The sequence below is a fragment of the Kosmotoga olearia TBF 19.5.1 genome, assembly GCF_000023325.1.
In the GTDB taxonomy this organism is placed as follows: domain Bacteria; phylum Thermotogota; class Thermotogae; order Petrotogales; family Kosmotogaceae; genus Kosmotoga; species Kosmotoga olearia.
Genome location: NC_012785.1, coordinates 1,131,020 through 1,151,484, shown reverse-complemented (window position 1 = coordinate 1,151,484; position 20,465 = coordinate 1,131,020). Strand labels below are relative to the sequence as shown.

General features: G+C 39.6%; 20 protein-coding genes. 14 read left to right on the top strand and 6 right to left on the bottom strand.

All coding sequences use genetic code 11. The features are described from left to right. Window positions 1–3 precede the first annotated feature (3 nt). Window positions 4–1,068, top strand: coding sequence for a DUF362 domain-containing protein (locus KOLE_RS05450; protein ID WP_015868441.1), 1,065 nt, complete (start codon window positions 4–6; stop codon window positions 1,066–1,068). Window positions 1,069–1,157: 89 nt separating this feature from the next. Then, window positions 1,158–2,453 carry a PhoPQ-activated protein PqaA family protein gene (locus KOLE_RS11155; protein ID WP_015868440.1) on the top strand — a complete coding sequence of 432 codons (1,296 nt, stop codon included), beginning with the start codon at window positions 1,158–1,160 and terminating at the stop codon, window positions 2,451–2,453. A 391-nt stretch (window positions 2,454–2,844) separates the two neighbouring features. On the opposite strand, the gene KOLE_RS05440 is transcribed toward KOLE_RS11155, so the two are convergent. Next, window positions 2,845–3,582: an SPL family radical SAM protein gene (locus KOLE_RS05440; RefSeq protein ID WP_015868439.1), complete on the bottom strand. Its 738-nt coding sequence runs from the start codon at window positions 3,580–3,582 to the stop codon at window positions 2,845–2,847. A gap of 108 nt (window positions 3,583–3,690) precedes the next feature. Next, on the bottom strand, window positions 3,691–5,367 hold the full coding sequence (locus KOLE_RS05435; protein WP_015868438.1) for an SWIM zinc finger family protein: 1,677 nt from the start codon (window positions 5,365–5,367) through the stop codon (window positions 3,691–3,693). Window positions 5,368–5,672: 305 nt separating this feature from the next. Between KOLE_RS05435 and KOLE_RS05430 the strand changes: the two genes are divergently transcribed. From KOLE_RS05430 to KOLE_RS05395, 8 genes are all read left to right on the top strand, one after another. Further along, window positions 5,673–6,431, top strand: coding sequence for a carbon-nitrogen hydrolase family protein (locus KOLE_RS05430; RefSeq protein ID WP_041288921.1), 759 nt, complete (start codon window positions 5,673–5,675; stop codon window positions 6,429–6,431). 3 nt (window positions 6,432–6,434) lie between these two features. Next, a complete protein-coding gene (locus KOLE_RS05425; RefSeq protein ID WP_015868436.1) occupies window positions 6,435–7,340 on the top strand; it encodes a PD-(D/E)XK nuclease family protein in 906 nt (301 codons plus the stop codon). Window positions 7,341–7,761: 421 nt separating this feature from the next. Continuing rightward, window positions 7,762–8,571, top strand: coding sequence for a DeoR/GlpR family DNA-binding transcription regulator (locus KOLE_RS05420; protein ID WP_015868435.1), 810 nt, complete (start codon window positions 7,762–7,764; stop codon window positions 8,569–8,571). A gap of 39 nt (window positions 8,572–8,610) precedes the next feature. After that, entirely contained in the window at window positions 8,611–9,873 is a 1,263-nt protein-coding gene (locus KOLE_RS05415) for an ABC transporter substrate-binding protein (protein WP_015868434.1), read from the top strand. An 84-nt stretch (window positions 9,874–9,957) separates the two neighbouring features. Next, window positions 9,958–10,857 carry a carbohydrate ABC transporter permease gene (locus KOLE_RS05410; RefSeq protein WP_015868433.1) on the top strand — a complete coding sequence of 300 codons (900 nt, stop codon included), beginning with the start codon at window positions 9,958–9,960 and terminating at the stop codon, window positions 10,855–10,857. Window position 10,858: 1 nt separating this feature from the next. Further along, window positions 10,859–11,713, top strand: a complete 855-nt coding sequence (locus tag KOLE_RS05405) for a carbohydrate ABC transporter permease (protein ID WP_015868432.1) — start codon at window positions 10,859–10,861, stop codon at window positions 11,711–11,713. A gap of 17 nt (window positions 11,714–11,730) precedes the next feature. Further along, window positions 11,731–12,663: a carbohydrate kinase family protein gene (locus KOLE_RS05400; protein WP_015868431.1), complete on the top strand. Its 933-nt coding sequence runs from the start codon at window positions 11,731–11,733 to the stop codon at window positions 12,661–12,663. Continuing rightward, on the top strand, window positions 12,660–14,102 hold the full coding sequence (locus tag KOLE_RS05395) for a glycosyltransferase (protein WP_015868430.1): 1,443 nt from the start codon (window positions 12,660–12,662) through the stop codon (window positions 14,100–14,102). The genes KOLE_RS05400 and KOLE_RS05395 overlap by 4 nt, the downstream gene beginning before the upstream one ends. Before the next feature lie 127 nt (window positions 14,103–14,229). On the opposite strand, the gene cutA is transcribed toward KOLE_RS05395, so the two are convergent. Genes cutA through KOLE_RS05385 form a run of 3 tightly spaced genes read right to left on the bottom strand, consistent with a single transcriptional unit; the run spans window position 14,230 to window position 16,077 of the window. Then, window positions 14,230–14,553 carry a divalent cation tolerance protein CutA gene (gene cutA / locus KOLE_RS05390; protein WP_015868429.1) on the bottom strand — a complete coding sequence of 108 codons (324 nt, stop codon included), beginning with the start codon at window positions 14,551–14,553 and terminating at the stop codon, window positions 14,230–14,232. A 53-nt stretch (window positions 14,554–14,606) separates the two neighbouring features. Then, the gene (locus KOLE_RS11865; protein WP_082853841.1) at window positions 14,607–14,822 is read right to left on the bottom strand and encodes an FmdB family zinc ribbon protein; all 216 of its coding nucleotides are present in this window, start codon (window positions 14,820–14,822) and stop codon (window positions 14,607–14,609) included. A gap of 52 nt (window positions 14,823–14,874) precedes the next feature. Then, on the bottom strand, window positions 14,875–16,077 hold the full coding sequence (locus KOLE_RS05385) for an MFS transporter (protein ID WP_015868428.1): 1,203 nt from the start codon (window positions 16,075–16,077) through the stop codon (window positions 14,875–14,877). Between the two features lie 191 nt (window positions 16,078–16,268). On the opposite strand from KOLE_RS05385, the gene KOLE_RS05380 reads away from it, so the two are divergent. After that, complete coding sequence (locus KOLE_RS05380) at window positions 16,269–17,039, top strand: SDR family oxidoreductase (RefSeq protein WP_015868427.1); 771 nt, start codon at window positions 16,269–16,271, stop codon at window positions 17,037–17,039. A 408-nt stretch (window positions 17,040–17,447) separates the two neighbouring features. Here KOLE_RS05380 and KOLE_RS05375 read toward each other — a convergent pair whose 3' ends face one another. Continuing rightward, a complete protein-coding gene (locus tag KOLE_RS05375; protein WP_015868426.1) occupies window positions 17,448–19,028 on the bottom strand; it encodes a hypothetical protein in 1,581 nt (526 codons plus the stop codon). A 158-nt stretch (window positions 19,029–19,186) separates the two neighbouring features. Between KOLE_RS05375 and KOLE_RS05370 the strand changes: the two genes are divergently transcribed. Genes KOLE_RS05370 through KOLE_RS11570 form a run of 3 tightly spaced genes read left to right on the top strand, consistent with a single transcriptional unit; the run spans window position 19,187 to window position 20,465 of the window. After that, entirely contained in the window at window positions 19,187–19,408 is a 222-nt protein-coding gene (locus KOLE_RS05370; protein ID WP_015868425.1) for a hypothetical protein, read from the top strand. Window positions 19,409–19,428: 20 nt separating this feature from the next. Then, window positions 19,429–20,172, top strand: a complete 744-nt coding sequence (locus KOLE_RS05365; protein WP_015868424.1) for a hypothetical protein — start codon at window positions 19,429–19,431, stop codon at window positions 20,170–20,172. Continuing rightward, window positions 20,169–20,465: a lipase family protein gene (locus KOLE_RS11570; protein WP_158303007.1), complete on the top strand. Its 297-nt coding sequence runs from the start codon at window positions 20,169–20,171 to the stop codon at window positions 20,463–20,465. The genes KOLE_RS05365 and KOLE_RS11570 overlap by 4 nt, the downstream gene beginning before the upstream one ends.

Below are 20,465 nucleotides of genomic sequence, written 5' to 3'. Positions count from 1 at the left end.
TGTATGGCCAAGGTCTTCTTTACGAATATGATGACTACACCTGAAATGGGGCTTTTAAAAAAACTTCAGCTTCTCCTCAAAAAAGTTGGAATGGAAAAGATAATAAAGAAAGATGAACTCGTTGCAGTGAAGATACATTTCGGTGAGTACGGCAACCTTGCCTTTATCAGGCCAAATTACGTTCGAATAGTAGTTGATCAGATAAAGAAGTTTGGAGCAAAACCTTTTGTAACCGATGCCAACACCCTTTACAAGGGCAGCAGGTCCAATGCTGTAGATCATATACAGACTGCTTACCTTAACGGCTTTGCGCCGGAAACCATCGGTGCCCCTGTTATCATTGCTGATGGGCTTCGAGGTTCCGATGAAATAAAAGTACCGATAAATGGAGAATACGTTAAAGAAGCTAAAATCAGTTCTGCAATAGCTTTAGCGGATGCCATGGTTGTCTTGACCCATTTTAAAGGTCACGAACAAACGGGGTTTGGTGGAACGATAAAGAATGTTGGTATGGGAAGTGCTTCAAGATCAGGAAAACTTGAGCAACATTCAAACTCCAAACCAATAGTGAAAGAAGTTAATTGTGTTGCTTGTGGGATGTGTGAAAGACATTGTCCTGTTGGAGCAATAACGATAGAAGGAGTGGCAAGAATTGATTATGATATATGTATTGGCTGCGGCCAATGTATAGCCATGTGTAATTATGGAGCCATGGTACCAAAATGGGATAGCTCCACGGAGTTGTTGAGTAAAAAAATGGTAGAGTATGCTAAAGCAACTCTCATGAATAAAAAAGCCATCTTTGTTTCGTTCATAACGAATGTTTCTCCTGACTGTGACTGTTGGAGTATAAATAAGCCTCCTGTAGCTCCGGATGTCGGCATAGCTGCCAGCACCGATCCTGTGGCACTTGATCAGGCCTGTATGGACCTTGTCCTTGAGACAGTGGGACATGATCCGTTTCTTGAGGTTCATCCGGATGTTAGCTGGAAAACTCAACTGGAATATGCTGAAAAAGTTGGGCTAGGCAGTAGAAAATATGAACTTGTGAAGGTCGCTGTTCTGTGAGTGTTTTTGGACGAAATTTTCTAAGTTCAAATGTATAAAAAATAAATAGGATTAAACGGGATTAATCGATCACAGTCAGGGGGGATACCGTGAAAAAGCTTGTCTGCTTTTTCTTACTTTTTCTTAGCTTCTCGATACTCACTGGAGCAAGTCTCATAGATTACGTAACACCCGAAGAACTTCCAAAAACAATGGAAGAGGCATGTTTTGAAATCGTAGTTCCACCCAAACCAGGACCTTCAAATTTTGGTGTTTTCCTTTTCAGGTCTTTTAACTGGAAGGGAGTGGATTGGAAAAACCATCTCCTCATAATAAAACCAGCGAATCTTCGTTCGAAGAATGCTCTCATATTCATAACGGGAAGCTACAAACTTGATACCAAATTGCTTCCACTTTTTACGATGATAGCTGTACAGAACGGAGCATACGTTGCTGTCTTGTTTGACATACCAAATCAACCGCTCTTTGACGGTTATTACAAGGAAGATTGGCTTATCGCCTACACCTTCAGCAGATTTTTAGAAACAGGAGACTATGAATGGCCAATACTTCTACCAATGGTCAGGAGTACAATAACCGCTATGAATGTGATCTCTGATTATGCGAGAAAAAACGGGCATGAAATAGAAGGATTCATACTATCAGGTGCTTCGAAGCGAGGATGGACTACATGGTTAACAGCGGCTTGCGATAGGCGCGTTAAAGCCATTGCCCCTATTGCCTTTGACAATCTCAACATGAAAAAACAAATGGAACACCAAATAGAATTTTGGGGAGATTATAGTAAATCGATAAGTGAGTATGTTGAGACAGGTATATTAAATGACCTAAATGACGAAAAAAGGGTCGATCTTCTAAGATATGTTGATCCTTACAGTTATCGAGAAAATCTCAATATACCGAAACTCATAATAGTCGGCACAAACGATTCTTATTGGCCAGTTGATGCTGCCACGCTGTATTTCAACGGCCTTCCCGGTGAGAAAGGAATGGTTTATGCCCCTAATGCAGGGCACAGTGCTGAAATACCAAGGACTGTCCAGGCGATAGGTGCTCTCTTTATGAACCTCGAAGAAGGAATACCGTTGCCAAAAGTTATGGCAGAATACTCGGCTGTGGCGTCAGAAACAGGTCTTCAGGTTAAAGTTTCGATTGAAGCCAATGATTGGGAAATATCTGAAATAAGGCTCTTTTCAGCATATTCACCATTGAGGGATTTCAGAAAGGCTCGATTTGATTATCAGATTCTCGAAAAGGCAAATGAGACAACAGGAAAACTGATAATCAGAGATTATACTGCTTCCTATGTGGAAGTGGTATTCGAACAAAAGGGAGGGATGCTTTCGATTTCAACACCAGCCAAGGTGTTTTCGCAGCGTAATTGAAGTGCTGGACTTCGTCCAGGAGGCTTACAGACGCAGTAAAACCCCGATGCCGATTGTGGTTGTAGGTTGTTTGTAACGATCGAGAACCGAGAGCCAGAGAATCCGAGAGGGTAAGACGACCAATAGCAAATTAAATTAACCACGAAGGGCAGAACATGTTCTGCCCCTACGATAAAAAAACAATGATTTATTGCAGCCTCACAAGTCTGCTCGTCATCCTGAACTTGATTCAGGATCTCGTACTTAAGAAACCCAGATTCTGGATTAAACATTTCCAGAATGACAGCTTTTTTTGAATCACGCACCGACTTTCTCGGGCTCTCGGTTCTCGGATCTCGGTTATTATTTGCAACCGACAACGTTTTTTGTTGCCACGGAGCTGCTCCCAGCTTCACCCCACATTCTCACTGCCAAAGATTTTTTCAAAGACTTCCCTGACTTCATAAAAGGAGTCCTTATGTAGCCATTTATTCCAGCCGTTTTTGATATAGATATTTTTCACCTGACCGGGATAATTGAGTGGATCTAGATGCACCCTTTCAATCAGCCTTGAAAGCTTTAGCGCGAGTTTTTCTGGATTCATGGGAAGCACAGGCCCAACAAAGGCACCTACTTTGATACCTTTTTCTTTGAGAAATTTTATGGTTTCAAGTCTCTCCTGAATCGAGGGAGCACCCGGTTCCAGAAGTTTTCTCACATCTTCTCTGTCAGTAGTGATGGTAATATTAACCTCTAAATCTACCTCCAACATCAGAAGATCTATATCCCTTCGTATGAGGGAAGACTTCGTCATGATAAAAATAGGCATCCAGTGGGATAAAAGTATCCTTATCACGGTTCTCGTGATCTCGTATTTCTTTTCAATATGCTGATATGGATCGCAAGAAGTTGAGAGAAAAAATTTTCCTGGGGAGAGCTTGTTAATTTCTTTTCGAAGAAGTTCCGGAATGTTCTTTCTTACCAATATGTCTTTTCCCCAAGTCCCAGAGGTGTACTTGAAAGCACCTATAAACCTGGCGAAACAATACCTACAGCCAAAAGTACAGCCAATATACGGATTTACTGTGTATCTCGCAACCGGAATCTTCGTCCTGGTAACAGCTTTTTTGGCGCAAATTTCTTTTATCATGTTCTAATTCTACATCCTGGAACACATTATGTGGTGACGCTATCTTCGGTTTCCGGGTTTTTTATCTGTATCCATGTTCAGAAACCGTTTTTTTACTGTTAATTGCCTTCATTTCTTACCACTCTGTATAGAACGGTGAAACATCCTCATAAATGTGGTTTTTCTACGGTGCTTAGCTATTATCTCCTCTTTTAGCTTGTCCCATAAGTCAGCCCTCTCGGCTTTTAAAAGGTTACTTTTAGCTTTTTTTAGATACCGGATGGCGTGATGGTAATATCTGGTTTGTGCCCTTTGTAAAACCTCAAGGGCAAGATTATAATAAATATCAGCTGTTTCAATGGGAGCTATGTTTTCAAATAAAGCAGCTATGGATTCTAAGGTCTTATAAGACAACTCTCTAAATGCTTCTGGATATTTATTATATAACTCAAGGAGCGTTTCAGTCTTTTTTTCCACGAGAAGGATGTCCACGACATAAGGAATTTTACGATTTTCAATTAACCACTCAATTGTTTCCTGCTTCGCTTTTTCTTTACCTTCGTCTGGAATTGTGCTAATATATATCTCGTAAACATTAAGAAGAGGCGCTCTTTTAAAAAGCTCCAGAGCATATTTACTTGTATCCGGATGACCCAGTTCTTTCATAAGCTTTATTTTTAAAAGACTTAACTCTAGAGTTTTGCAACTCTCTTCACCCTGACACACTATCCGGTAAGCTTCTTCAATTCTCCCGGCTCTTTTTAACTCCTTTACCGCATCAAAATAGTCATTGGGTAATGGGAAGTCCATACACAATCTCACGTATTCGTCCAGATTTTCCATTAACAAACTTAGCTTCTTGAGCTGATATTTATATTTATGAAAATCCAGGCTAACACTTTTCTGATTGCTTTTCAAAGCTTTAAGCTCCTGTTCATAACATTCCCGGAGCCAATTCTGCAATTTCCCAGCGCCTTTTTTCCCGAGAGCCGGATAAATATCTTTAAGAAGCTCTTCAGATAGACCGTATTTGTCATCTAAAATGAACTTCAAAATCTTTCCAGCAATTTTCTCTCCATCCAGATTTTCTATCTTCTCAAGTACCCTCCCCCATTCGTACCCAATGGTATCCACAAAAAGTGCATACGTACCATCTGAATCGTCTATTTGATCATAACGCCGTATGGATCTTTTATAAATTTCTTCAAAGAACCATGCGGAAAGCTCTGGAGAAACCCGAGATAGATATCTACCGTAAACAATAAGTCCTTTCAGTTCTTGTACATATTCGTACACCCTTCTATATTCTACAAACCCCCTAGAAAAAGTTTTTGAAAGCAAATTTCTCAAAGATTTCTTTGCTTCCGCTTCGTCGTTCTTTGCTAAAATCATCATCTCAAGAGCTTCAGCTTCCTCTGGATACCTTTTCAAAAAATCCATCAACATTTCCTTTAAGCTTGAAATATCCAGGTTGTTGATATACGACTCAAGTTTTTCAGAAAATGCACCATGCGAAGAGGGTTTAATCTCCTGCTGCTTTGCATACAGCAAAGTAGCAATAACATGCTTACATACACCATCATAAGGGCAGGTACAGGTAGCCAAAATACGCCCGTTGCTTTCCTTTATTTGTACCGAATATACTTCATCTCCAGAGCCTTTGACTCTAGCTCTTAAAGTATCACCAGATTCTCTAATATCCAAGACCATTCCCTGACGAAAGTAACTTTCCCCTCTTTCAAAAACCTGAGAGCTTACAAGCTCCCTGATATCTTCGATTGTCATTTCATTTAACCAACCCAGCATATTTCAACTCCCTTTCTTTTCACAGCTGGAAACCCTTATTTCAACCAAGAAAACTAAACCACCGCAAATCTATGAATTACAAGATAAGAACATCTATGTTTTAGTAGTACACCTTACTCCTCTACTTGATTCATTTATTATTTTCTCACATCTGTTAGGAATAAGGTATGCTTATCTTGATACACCTCTGGATGCGAAACTCAAAAGCACTCAGTAAATTGTTTTTCGATAAAGCTTATAATATAATCAAGCGAGCTATCCGAATAATTCCCTTTCCCATTTCAGTAGATGAAGGAGGAAATCTCGTGAAACTAGCAATAGCTGTAAACAAAATCAGAGAGCACAAAGAAGAGAATTTTTCCATTATTTGTGACCTTGTTGCGGAAGCTTCAAAAAATGACGCGGAACTAATCCTTTTTCCAGAAACCGCTCTTACCGGTCTCGTGAACACAGATTCTCCTGAAAAGGATCTCGATCTCGGTGAAACGATTTCCGATGAATTCATAGAAAGACTTTCGATGATTTCGAAGGATTTGAATATATGGATCGCCCTGGGAATTTTTGAAAGAGAAAACAAAACGCTGTATGATACAGCTATACTAATTTCTCCTGAAAAAGACATCGTCCTGAAACATCGTAGAACTGATCCGGGATGGCATTCACCCAATGCACCAGCCGATATCTACAAAGAAGGAAACGGATTCGAAGCGGTTGAAACCCCATTCGGTAGAGCAACTTTTCTGATATGCGGTGAGCTTTTTCACGACGACGCACTTGAAGCAGCAAAAAGATTGAAACCGGATCTTTTGCTTATCCCTATGGCGAGAAGCGCTTATAAAATCGATGATGTGCAGCAATGGTGGAATACTGAAGAAAAGTGGTTCTACGTAGATCGTGTTGCCAAAACTGGTGCAAACTGCTTATTCGCCAACTGTTTGGGGGATGGTGTTCTTGAAGACTCATTTGGTGGTGCTATGGCAATAGATAAAAACGGAAAAATAATCGCTGAACTGCCGCTTTTTCGGCAGGGCATTTTGTACGTAGACATGAATCCTGGAGGGTGAATTATGTTCAATATGGATTATCCGGAAAAATCGTGGTCTCTTTCAAAACAGAGACTTTTTGAAGAGTGCAAGAGAAAATATTACTACAAAACCTTCATGGCATGGAGAGGCTGGAAATCGGATGCTACGGAATTGGAAAGAAAGGCTTATTTACTTGGAAAACTGCAAAATATATATTCACTCTCCGGTCAAGCAATCCACGAAGAGATACAAAAAGCGATAAGAACCAAATCTTTTTCCGTTGAAGACTCCTTTCAAAATATCAGAAAGCTACTCAGACAATCCTGGGTCGATTCCGTTGATCACAAGGAAGATTGGGAAAGATGGCCTAAAGAGTATGTCATGCTTTCGGAGATTTACTACGGCAGAAAGGATTTTTTGAGAAACAAAAGCAAAGACATTCTCAACAGGATAAAAACCTCCCTGAAAAACTTCGAGAGATCAAGATCATACCGAATGGTTATGGAAGGGCGTGTTGATGTTTTGGAAGTTGACGAAGACTTTCCGAGTTTTGAGTATGAGGGAGTAAAAGTCTTTTCTATAATCGATTTCCTTTACAGGGACAAAGAAACAAACACACTTGTCATTGTTGACTGGAAAACAGGTAAACCCAATCCAGACAGAGATCCGCTTCAACTGAAGTTGTACACTATTTACGTGCTTGAAAAATACGAGAACGTAGAACAGATCAAGTGCGTCAACGAATACCTTCTCCACGGAAAATCAGAGGTTTACACCTTTGACGAAGAACAGCTCTTGGAAATGAAGGATTACATATCACGTTGCATAAAACAGATGGATGACTACCTCGAAGATCCTGAAACAAACAAACCCAAAGACATCTCGTATTTCCCCGCTGAGCGAAGTCAAAGGTGCGATTTCTGCGAATTCAAAGAGATATGCAAGTGAGCTTCAAGAAAGTCACGGCAACTTAGCTAGCAACCTAAGAGCTAAAGTCTAATCCTTCGCTTGTTCCCACAGCGAAAGCACATATTTTGTAATAAATGGAGTTTGATTCCGTTTGTTCTAACCTGCGATCTTTCAAAAAACCTTCATCTGGAAGACTGTCAAAAATATCTCGGGGGGTACAACGTAACAAAATTCCATATTTATCAGCTAAACACTAATTGTAACCAAATGCTTTTTCATTTTCTTTCGAGTATTTAAATGGATATGCTTCAGTATAAATGGTGTTCTATTCCTATAATCTTATTTGCATAAAAATAAATCGAAACTAATCGTAAAAAAACGAAAGCAAACGAAAATACAACCTTCTATCGAGAATAATCTTTCGTAATGCTCTATAAAGCCATATAATTGAGTTTTGAAAATGTGTTTTGGAAATGATACCTTTCTTTTGGGAGGGATTACTATTCTTTTTGAGGAGAGAAAAAACTACATTATAGAAAAATTGAACAAGTATGGAAAGATTTATTCTTCGAGCCTTGCTGAAGAGTTGGGCGTTTCCGAGGTCACCATAAGAACAGACCTAAAAAAACTCGAGCAACAAGGACTTCTGAAAAGAGTACATGGTGGTGCAATCAGTTTACGTCCACAGAGATACGATCCCCAATTTCAAGAACAGATAGCTGTTGATGTAGATGAAAAAAAGTTGATAGCAAAAAAAACAGTTGCTCTTGTTGAGAAAAATGACGTTATTTTCGTTGATTCCGGAAGTACAACGCTTTTCTTTATTGAAGAACTTCTTAAGACTCCACCGATAAATCTAACGATCGTAACGAATTCTCTTTATGTAATAAACACCGTTGTTCAGCATCCTGAAGTTAAGCTCGTGGTTTTAGGGGGATACTTTCAGTACAGTACGATGAACTTTTTGGATCTCGAGATTAACCCCTTCTTTGACAGATATCACGTAAATAAAGCTTTTATGGGTGTCAATGGAATAGATGAAATAGGCTATTATTCTTCTACACTTTTGGAGGCAGAAACAAAGAAGACGATTATGCAGACAAGCCCCATGATTTACATCCTGGCAAGTTCATCAAAGATCTTCAAAAAATCGCTGGTTCTTATAAACCAATGGCAAGGAAAAGAATTTGTCATTACTGGTACAAAAGACGAAAGTCACATAAAAAAACTCAAGAAATGTGAAGAAGAAGGAAAATTCCATGTTCTATAATTCCTGATCCCTTTGAGGGGATCAATAGGAGGGATTTGTGTGAAAAAAGTTTCCGTGGTTCTTTTAATGTTGTTGATTTTCACTCTTTCAATTACGGTTTTTGGAAAAGTGCAGATTAAGATGTGGTTCCATTCCGGTCGCGGAGAAGAAAGAGCTGTTATCGAAGAACAGGTTAAGAGATTCAATGCTATCCAAGATGAAATTGAAGTTATAGCTGTTCAACTTCCTGAAGGAAGCTACAACGATCAGGTAAATGCAGCTGCTTTCGCAGGGGGGCTTCCAGACATTCTCGACCTTGACGGCCCTTACGTTTCTAACTATGCCTGGGCAGGATATCTTTATCCTCTTGACGAATTTCTTACTCCAGAAATGAAAGCCGATTTCCTTCCTTCGATCATCTCTCAAGGGCTTTATAATGGCCACATTTATGCCCTTGGCACCTTTGATTCCGGGCTCGCGATATGGGGAAACAAAGAATATCTAGAGAAAATTGGTGCAAGAATTCCCACCAGTGTGGAAGACGCCTGGACTTTTGAGGAATTCATGGATATTCTCAGAAAATTAAAGGCTCTTCCTGAAGTGAAATATCCGCTTGACATGAAGATCAACTATGGTGTTGGTGAATGGTACACTTACGGTTTTTCTCCGATATTCCAGGCTTTTGGTGCAGATTTGATCGACCGCAGCAATTATATGTCTGCAGAAGGCGTACTCAACGGTCCTGAAGCTCTCGCAGCTGCGGCGTGGTTCCAGGCACTTTTCGCCCAGGGCTTTGTTAATCCAAATCCCCCAGGAGACAATGAATTTATTGAAGGCAAAGCGGCCCTTTCATGGGTTGGTCACTGGGTGTACAACCAGTACAGGCAGGCCCTTGGAGACAAGCTTGTGCTTATTCCTATGCCAAAATTCTTCAAACAAGCCACAGGTATGGGTTCTTGGGCCTGGAGTATAACCACTAATTGTAAACATCCTGAAGCTGCCTGGAAATTCCTCCAGTTCCTCTTAAGACCTGAGGAAATTATAAAGATGACCAATGCCAACGGTGCTGTTCCATCGAGAAAAAGCGCGATAGCTTTGTCACCTTTATATGGTGAAGGTGGTCCCCTCAACATATTCGTTCAGCAACTTGAAACTATCGCTGTTCCAAGGCCAGTCACACCAGCGTATCCGACTATCACAGCCGCTTTTGCAAAAGCTATTGATAACATAATAAATGGTTCAGATATCAGAAAGGAACTTGATAGAGCAACCAAAGAGATTAACGAAGACATCGAGTATAACGAAGGTTATCCTATTTACTGATTTACCACAAAGAAAGTTAGAGTAAAATCATGGAGGTGGGGTGGTTTCACCCCATCTCTTTTTCGGAAAGAAGGGTGAAAAAGAATGTCGAGGATATACTATGAGAAAAAAAGAGGTTTCAAATATGCTTTTATATTCCTTCTACCTGGTTTGATTTTACTGATTACTTTTATAATTATCCCTTTTCTTTCGGCTTTTTATCTTTCTTTTACCAACCAAAGGTTAATCTCAAGATTGCCGACAAAGTTCATTGGACTGGCAAATTATAAAAAAATATTGAATGATGATCTCTTTTGGAAGGGATTACTGAACATTTTCAAGTTCGTTCTAATTGTTGTTCCAATTCAAACAGTCTTTGCACTTGGGTTGGCCTTGCTGGTAAACAAAAAAATTAATTTTACTAAATTCTTCCGAACTGTTTATTTTATGCCTACAGTCACCACAATGGTTGTTGTCTCGGTCATCTGGACTTTTCTATATAATCCGGAGGGGTTGATAAATCTTTTTCTTCACAAAATAAGTTTTGGAAGCTGGCAACCTGTTGATTTTATAAAGAGTGAAAACTGGGCGTTTCCGGCGATTATGTTCATGTCAATTTGGCAAGGTGTTGGTTTTCAGATGCTGATATTCCTAACCGGGCTTCAAGAAATTCCGGCATCTCTTTATGAGGCTGCAACTATTGATGGAGCAAATGCTTGGCAGAAATTTTTGAAGATAACTCTTCCTCAGTTGAAAAATACGACGGCATTTGTAATTATTTCAACAACAATTCTGGCTTTCAGGCTCTTTGACCAGGTAAAAATCATGACTGATGGAGGTCCTAATGGTGCTACTTATACTGTTGTGCTTCATATTTTCAACATGGGATTCAAAAGGCAATACATTGGTTATGCTTCCGCACTGACTGTCGTTTTCTTCTTGCTTGTCCTGGCAATTTCTGTAACCCAGCGTTTTGTTTTGAGAGAAGAAAGAGAGGTGTCATGAAATGATCAAAAAAAGAAGCAAGAAAAGAATAGAACTTGTGGATAAGATTATCAGTTACACCCTCATGACACTGCTCGCTATATTTTTCCTTTTTCCTCTGATATATATGATCTCGACATCGTTCAATCCAGACGAGCTGAATATTCTCAGAAGAATGGGATCGATTAAAGCTTTCATTCCATCGCCTGTGTCGCTTAAAAACTATCTGGATGTCTTTACCAGAATGCCTTTTGGCAGGTTCATATTCAACTCAGTCTTCATAGTTACTGCAACAGTTATAGCTGGACTTTTTGTAAACAGCATGATGGCTTTTGGATTAGCAAGATTCACTTTTCGAGGAAGAGGCTTTTTAGTATCGCTCATAGTGGCTTTGATGATAATCCCTTTTGAAACCATTGCGATTCCTTTGCTCCTAATGACAAATAGATTTGGCTGGCTCGATAGCTATCATGTTCAGATAATTCCCTTTATAGCCAATCCGTTTTACATCTTCCTTTTTTACCAATTTTTCATTGGTTTTCCAAAAGCGCTCGAAGAAGCCGCTCTGATAGACGGAGCGAACTGGCTTAAAATATACTGGAAGATTGCTCTACCTTTATCAAAACCCATACTTTCAAGTGTTGCGATTTTGCAATTCCTTACACAATGGGGTTTCTTCCTCTGGCCACTCATGGTTACAAGAGGACCAGAATACAGACCTCTTCCTGTTGCTATGCAGGTTTTCTTCGGTCAATATCCGAGGGATTGGGGCGACATAATGGCTTTTGCCACAATGATGACAGCCCCGGTGTTAATGCTCTTCGTTGCGCTTCAAGGGCAGTATGTAAAGAGCATTTCTCAGACAGGAATAAAATAAGTTTGTGTGGTGGTGCTATGAAAAAGATTTTAATAATTGGCGAACTGCTCATCGACTTGATTTCCGAAGAGTATGTGGATGATCTTGCTGATGCAAAAAGTTTTAAAAAATATTATGCTGGCTCTCCAGGAAACTTGGCGATAAATCTTAAGAATCTCGGCATTGAACCATTGTTACTTGCTTCAGTAGGAGATGACCCTTTTGGAAGAGGCTACAAAAAATGGTTAGAAGAAAAAGGGATTAAAACTACCTTTATAAACCAAAGCAAGCTTCCCACAAGTTTTGTCATAGTTTCAAAATCCCAAGATACTCCACTATTTATGCCAATTAGGGGCGCAGATTACAAAATAGAATTTCCTCAAGAGCCTGAGAAGCTCTTTGAAGGAGTTGAGTTTATTCACCTGACGAGTTGGCCGCTTTCTCGTAATCCAGCCCGGAAAACCGTTATGAAAGTGCTTGAAATAGCAAAAAAAAGAGGTACAAAAGTATGTTTTGACCCAAATTATCGAGAAATCCTGTGGGAAAACGGTTCTGACGGTAAAACTTTTATAAGAGAATTCATGAAAGACATTTATTTGGTAAAACCTTCCTTAGATGATTCCTTTCATATCTTTGGAAAAATGTCGCCTCGAAGATACATAAATGAATATCACAAATGTGGTGTCGAAAATGTCGTTCTCACCTTGGGCAAAGACGGTGTCTTGGTTTCTGATGGAGAAAAAGTAAAAAAAATCCATACGTACGCTAAAAATGTTGTTGATACCACTGGGGCTGGAGATGCTTTTTGGAGTGGTTTGTATCACGGATTATTGAAGGGCTTCGACGTTTTCGGGGCCGCTAAAATAGGGAATGCCGCCGCTGCCTTTAGGTTGGAAACGGAAGATAAATCAGTCCCTATTCCTTCTATTGAAGTACTAAAAAAAATCATGGAAACGAGGTCGATCTCATGAAAATTGCCTTTTTAAATCCACAGGGGAACTTTGATTCCCTCGATAGTCATTGGACAGACCACCCCGATTTCGGCGGACAGCTCGTATATGTAAAAGAGTTGGCCATAGCGATGGCATCTCTCGGGATAGATGTGGATATAATCACAAGAAGGATCGAAGACAAGGAATGGCCAGAATTTTCAGAGCCTTTTGATTTCTATCCGGGTGTTGAAGGTGTCAGGATTGTCAGGATCGATTTTGGAGGTAAGAAATTTTTATCTAAGGAGAAACTTTGGCCCTACCTTAAAGACTATGTTGCCGGAATCGAGAGGCTCTACAACAGGGAAAAAAGGTTTCCGGAGTTTGTCACTTCGCACTATGGAGATGGCGGTATATCTGCTGCTATCCTGTCTCTAAAAAGAAAAATTCCTTTTTCTTTTACTGCTCACTCCCTCGGCGCTCAGAAAATGGATAAACTCGGTGTGACTCCTGAAAATTTTCCACAGTTTGACAGAGTTTACAACTTTTCATACAGAATCCAGGCTGAAAGGGTATCCATGAGATATTCCGCTGTTAATTTTGTGAGCACCACAATTGAACGGTTCGAGCAGTATTCCCACGAACTTTATAAAGGATGGATTGACGTAAATGATGACACAAAGTTTGTTGTTGCACCTCCCGGGGTTAATACTAAAATATTTAACCCTTATCCGAACGATATAGATATTGCAATTGAAAATCGTCTTTCAAGTGTTATTAAAATCTATGCACCAGAAAGGTTTGATAAACCATTTATCGTTTCTTCGAGCAGAATGGATCAAAAAAAGAATATAACAGGTTTACTGAGGGCTTACCTATCTAGTAAGAAGTTAATGAATGCTACTAATCTTCTCATAGTCGCAAGAGGTGTTTATGATGTGTACAAAGAATACCCGAGACTCAGCGGTGAATCGGGCGAAACGCTCCGCGAACTCGTGGAATTGGTGCGCCAGCACAATGCTCAAAATCGCGTCTTCTTTATCAACATTACCAGCCAAAAGGAACTTGCCGCTCTTTATAGATTGGTTTCGAGGAAAGAAGGTATTTTTGCTTTGACTTCCCTTTATGAACCCTTTGGTCTTGCTCCTCTTGAAGCAATGGCCTGTGGTTTACCTGTTGTAGCGACGAAAAATGGTGGTCCATCAGAGTTTCTTAAAAGAGACTGTGAAGAACTTGGTGTACTCGTTGATCCAGAGGATACTTTTTCTATAATAAAAGGATTGGAAAAATTAATGCTTAATCCGGAGTATAGAAGAGAACTCTCATCTAAAGTAAGCGACTACGTCGAAAACTATTATACCTGGCTAGCTACAGCAAAGAAATATCTAAAAACTATCGAAGAACGGCTTAAAATTGAACCGTTAATCCCGGCAATACCCGAATTCTTTCTAAAAGGCGGAAAGCCTGAACCTTTGTTTTGATAGTTATTGTTTTTGAAATAAGAAATATGAAATATCTCCACATGGTGGAGAGAAGAATTTTATAATATTTTAATTAACGATAACTCTTCCTTAGGGCAGTGTATTTCTTTTTGAGACCAGTCACAGTCTATTCATTTAAGAGAGGAATTATGAAAAACATGGGCTCTTCGTATGGATGAACCTCCCTGATAGCCTTTACCACTTCATCCACATATTCCCTTGCACACAGAAACTCGGCCTTTACTTCCTCTCCCTCTTCTATTTTCCCTACCTCTCCAAGATATGGATTAGCTCCTTCCAGTGGCCTCCAGAATCCTTTAACCGGGTGGTACGAAAGGCAATTATCGTAATTGCCAAGGCGGCAGGCACCCGCGGCATTTACTTTTTCCCTGAGTGCTTCTACGTATTCTTCAGGTATTAAAACCTCAAACTTGACAAACTTATACTCCATAACTTCCCACCATCCTTTTGGAGAGTTGATCAGCTTTTTGCATAAGGATGTTTTTAGCCACAACTCGAGCAGCTTCCGCCAGAACAACCCGAGCAGCTTGAACCTGAACCTCCAGACAAGCTTGAAGAGCCTGAAACAAACCTAACTCTGGATATCTGTTTTACAAGTTTACCGCCACAATGTGGACAATTCGGCACTTCCTGGTTCATCTTTAAAAGCAATGTTTCTTCTTTACCACAGCTTTCGCATTTGAAACGATATATAGGCATAATATACCTCCTCACTCAAATATTATTATCAGTATCCGGTTTCAAGTTAACGTTATGCCTTAATTGCCTTCAAAAACAAGGTTCCTGAAAGTATAAATAAGCTTGAGAACGTAAATATTATCGTAAAGCCCACAAAATTTACCAGAGACCCCATTAGCAAAGGCAAGAGCGCGGTAACGAGATTCAAAGCACCCGCAGTACCGGTGTACAGGGCCCGGTTTTTTTCGTTGGTTATTTCAATCAACAACCCTTCAAAACTCATTTTCCTGGCACTTAGTGTTATGCCAGAGAACAAAAAAACCAGGGCATACAATGATGCTGTTGTTTTTGAAAGAAACAAAGCCAAAATTGGTATCAGCGCACCAATAAAAATACACCATTTCAGGATCTTTTTGTATCCAGATTTGTTTAAATAATATCCCCAGAAAAATCCCGCTGCGGTCATTCCGATCATTTGCAACAGAAGAAAATTCCCTATGTTTTCCCCGGTTAATCCAAAGGATTTTTTAGCGAGGAGCACATAAAAGGGAATGATTATAAGTCCGAAGCCTGTTGCGTTGGTAAAGAGCACATAGTTTTTAAGATTTGGATCCGCTTTTATAGTCTTAGGAATGCTTTTCAAAATCTTCCAGAACCCGGGTAATTCCGTTGTGTCTACGCTTTCTTCTCGGATAGCCCAAAAACCTATTGAGGCAATTCCAAGAGAAGTCGCGGCGATTAAAAACATCACCGAGTAATTTGTCGGGTATTCAAATCGTTGAACAATATATCTTGCAAAAAGTCCGCCGACAAGGGCTAATCCACTGCTGATAATCTGCCTGAACGCCATAAATTTTCGCCTAGCGTCCCTCGCAATGGACTTTCCCAAAAGGTCAGTATAGCAAATTCCAGCAAAAACACCACTAAAAGAAAAAATGCCAAGAACGATAAAGATTAAAGCCAGAAGAATCATACCACTTAATGAACTTGACAACAGAAAACTTATTGTTGCAAGAGAAAGCGTTCTTAGATATATTCCAAGAAGCAGGTAAGGTTTTTTCTTTGGTTTAGAAACGAGGATACTGGCGAAAAACAGTTGTCCTAACAAAGGAATTCCGGTAGTCAACGCTGTAATAAAACCAATCGAAAAACTTCCACCACCAGCTTTTAACACCAAAGATGGCAAGACAGTATTTACCTCGACGAATGCCATTGTGAAAGCCAGAAATGAAGCGTGCCAGAGAAAAGCTATGAAATGCCTTCTAGATTGGTTCAAGTATTGTCACCTCTTGTATTTTCATCTGGAATTCATTATAGCAGATTCAGCATTGAAGAGTCGGTAATCAATATTGTATTATCAGCACATTGAGCACCATTTTCCTAAATGAGATGAATTTGTTTATAATAATATCCCAACGGAAAAAACGGAAATTTAAGCCTCAGCGTTCTAAAGGGGTGTCAAGAAAGATGGTCAATAATGATCGACAGGTAGTCATCATTACCGATGCAAATAACGGAATAGGATTTCATATGGCCTCAGCTTTATTGGATGAGGGGTATCGGGTTGCTGCATTCGATCTCGCAGGAGATAATCTCGAAGAATTACAGAAATCCTTCCCGGATAATCTACTTTTTTGCAAGACTGACGTCACTCAGGACCCGGAAGTCAGAGAATCGGTTGAGAAAGTTATCCAAAAATGGGGTCAGATTGATATTCTTGTCAACAATGCCTGTTTGGCTATCTTTGCGCCTTTTGAAATGAAAGATATTGAAGACACCAGGCGAGAATTTGAAGTGAATTATTTCGGTTACGTTCGAATGATCAATGCCGTTTTGCCTTACATGAAAGCAAGAAGAAAAGGAATCATTCATAACGTTAGTTCAGGGGTTGGGATAACGGGCTTTCCGGGAATCTACGGATATTCTTCCACAAAAGGAGCCATTGAAGCATTAACACTAACCCTATCGTATGAATTTGCCCGATACGGTATCAGCGTTACGGTCATGCATCCACCTTTAACAAACACCAAATCAGCATCACCACTCGGAATTCCCTCACAAGTAATGGCTGATCCGGCAGATGTCGGACGTGCGCTTGCTAAGAAAGTTCTATCCACCAAATGGGTGATAACACCAAATCTTCAAACGCGCATTTATCTGTTCATAGCACGCAGATTTCCTCATGCGATTGGTAAACTAATGGGAAAAATGACCGAAAGAGAAAAGAGGAAAAGTTAAGCGTGTGACAAAGATATTCTGCGTTTTCAAACTTTCATTTTTTGCGTTTTGCAAAATATTCCGAGTTTCTTGATTTCTGAATCTCGGGTATCTAGTCTCTAATCTCAGAGTTTATGAAGGGAGCGGGTTTCTCCACCACCTATGGAATTACAATCTCGATATAATGGTTCTACTGTTTACAAAGTGGGAAGACCATTTGGGCAAGCGTGATCAAACCATAAACTGTATGTTAGGTAACGTCTAATTCGTTCCGTCATTTGTATTGTTGAATAATTTCTTCCATGGGTACTTGATTGATGAGGTTTGAGGTTTTCTTTAGCCTGTATTTCTGGGTGAAGGGATAAAGTTCTGCGGGACGATTTCTCACATTTCTGATCGATGTTGACAAAAGAAAATTTCCGGTTGGTATTATATGATTTCCAAAATCCTTTCCAGTTTTCTTCGTGTCCTTCCATCTTCTTCACACCAATAGGCAATAAAACATGGTTGTATCTTCAATCTGTACCTCTTTGCAAATGCTCTCACTCTCTCAGGTCCATCTATCCTCACCCCGAACCTTATACCATCATACCTGCCGTAGTTTCGAAGAAATTTGTCCAGCAGTTTCCTGTTGTGCTCGTTGAATTTCGCATAGTGTTTTATAAACTCATCTATCCTCATTCTATCGACAGCCTTGCGTATCGCAGCTTTCCTTCCTTCTATGTATGGATGAGCTTTTACCATATCGACCACAAAATTCATTGTTTCGTACCTTTTGCTCATAAGATTTGCGAATGTATCTATACCACGGAGGGATTTATACGTTTCAAGTAATTTATCTTTCCTTGAGAGGTAAAACTTCTCCCTGTCAATAAGTGCGATGAATGTGGAAAAGAAAAGGCGTTTCCTCTCTGAAAACGGAAGTTTTTCCAAATATTTAACTGCTTCATCAAAGCTTTTTTCAATCCTATGTTTTACCAATTCGTTGTATACAGGATAAGGCATTCTGGTAATATCCACATTTCTACTTTCTGTTATCCTTTCTATTATTTTCCTCAGCGTATTTCCTCTTATCACCTTTGTCTTACCCGTGAAAATCGCCGAAAGGCCCGCTATACTTACGTTTTCTTTTCTGTATGGACCTATCAGCGTTTTGAGGTATTTCCTCAATTCTTCCGTATTTTCGTACATAGAGATATAGTAATTGGGAATGAATTTTTCTGCTTCCCTTGAAAGTTTTTCATAGTTCTTTGGTACTGGCAGAGATGCAATTACTCGCGCTGTTTGCGCTATGGAACATGAATTAATCGCTTTTTCAATCACAAATAACGTGTCAAGACATCCAAAAAGATTGCCTGGAATCTCTCGGTAATAACCAAGATAATACACCGCTCTTCTCGCTATCGACTGAGCCCAAAATGGATGTTTTTCCCTTATTCTCCATGCAAGGCCGTTAAGAGAACTGGTAATTCCTGAAGGATGAGGAATATTCTTTGAAAGCCTGTATGCCTGAATGTAATGATGAACCCCCTGAGGAAGTTTTCCTTCTTCAGCAAGTCTCCGCGCACGACCAAGATGAAGAAAAGCAAGGGCAGGTAATATCTTTTTACTCCCCCAAATTCTTGTTTTTCTCTTCAATTTTGCTATTCCCCATCTTGCTTCTACGTTTGAAATAACTGCTTCTATTTCTTCTCGTGTTCTTCCGCTTATTTTATTCAAATTACTTTTTAGAAATTGGTAAAGCTTTTCATCTTTATTTCCGAGACTTGCCTTGCACGACAGCTCCCTTGCAAGAAGCATATAGCGCATGCCGCTATTTCCACAAAGATCAAGCGCCTTATGGGTGTAATAAAGCGCTTTGTCATAGTCACCTTTCCACGTATGTACAAAAGAAAGCGCAGTGTACCTTATATTATCTGACAAATTGGAATTGATGATTTTAATTATTAAAGGTTTTGCAAATGCACCATATCTGAATACAGGCATGAGCAGTTCGGGCAGTTTCTTCACTTTTCCAACCCCTTGTTTCAGTTATGACGGAAAAATGCGAATGTAACGATTTCAAGCAATTTTAGGTTCTGAAACTTACTACAAAAGCGAATTACAGAACCTGAAAATTTGAAAAATCACATGGGATGTATTATCCTGCAAATAAGAGGGGGAAGATAGTGAAAAAATTCATAAAGATTTTGCTGATATTAATAATGTTGTTTTTGACAGTAACAATAACGTTTGCTGATGAAACAGATGCAAACGCTAACACAGAAAACACAAATCCTGTGATAATCCAGCAGTTGACGGCTAACTTACTTCTCATTCTACCACAATCGGCTCTGGTTAAATTCCGCGGAAGAAAACTGGGAGAAGTTAGGGGAGTACGAGATACATGAGAAGAATAGGGGGGAGCAATATGAGAAAAACATGGTGCCTTGTTTCGATTGCGATGATATTTTTACTTATCACAGCATGTATGAATATGGCTCCAACTGAAGCAACTGTGAAGCGTGATGCAAAGACTGAGGCAGTGAAATCTCCCGGAATGCCAACCGCGTATTCTACCTCAGAATTTGTGAGAACGAGGATAGTCGTATGGCATTACGATGTGTTCGTTCAAACGAGCTATGATGACCACACAATAAGTAGGAAATTTTTCTCCGTTGAGATGGAACCACACATAAAGCGAGTATATTTTCAACCGGAAAATTTTTCAGATGGTGAGCGAAGGATGCTGGAAATAACGAAACAAAGCGTTAAACTCATCAATCTTGATAAGCACAAAATGGAGGATCTGCCAGAATCGTTGAAAGATATTGAGAAAAATCTTCCGGATAGGTGGTTGCTTGAAATGAGGGAGTTCCTTAAACAGAATAATTATCAGCTTGTGAAAAGCAAAGAAGGTATCAGTGTGTACGAATGTTTTAACAAAGAAAACAATATATATGAAAAAGTGGTTATAGACGATAAACTGAATTTACCAAAAAGTATGGAGATACGCAGGGGTAAGGACATATTTACGAATGTCACTTTTTTGTTTGAAGATCGATCGGGAGTCTATATCCCAAAACAGATAAATATAAACTGGCACTCGCATGGAGTTGTGCTCAGAAATACAATGAAAATTGTGACGAAGAGATTGAAGGTGATGAAAAAATGAAGCGGTTAATAATGATACTAACGATAATTTTATATGCAGTAGTGGTATTGTCAAATGAAGAAATATCATATATACCATATCCAATGGTATTTGTTCATGGATTTAACTCAGAAGGTGAGACATGGAATGAACTTGCAGAATATCTGAGCAGCAAGTACGAATTAGCCGCTGGATGTTCTACACCAACATTTGAAACTATCACAGACAATGCCAAGCATAGAAGGTATAGCTGTTCAGTTGAAGCAACATATAGAACAACAACAAATGGAAACGCCTATCCTAATAGCTCATAG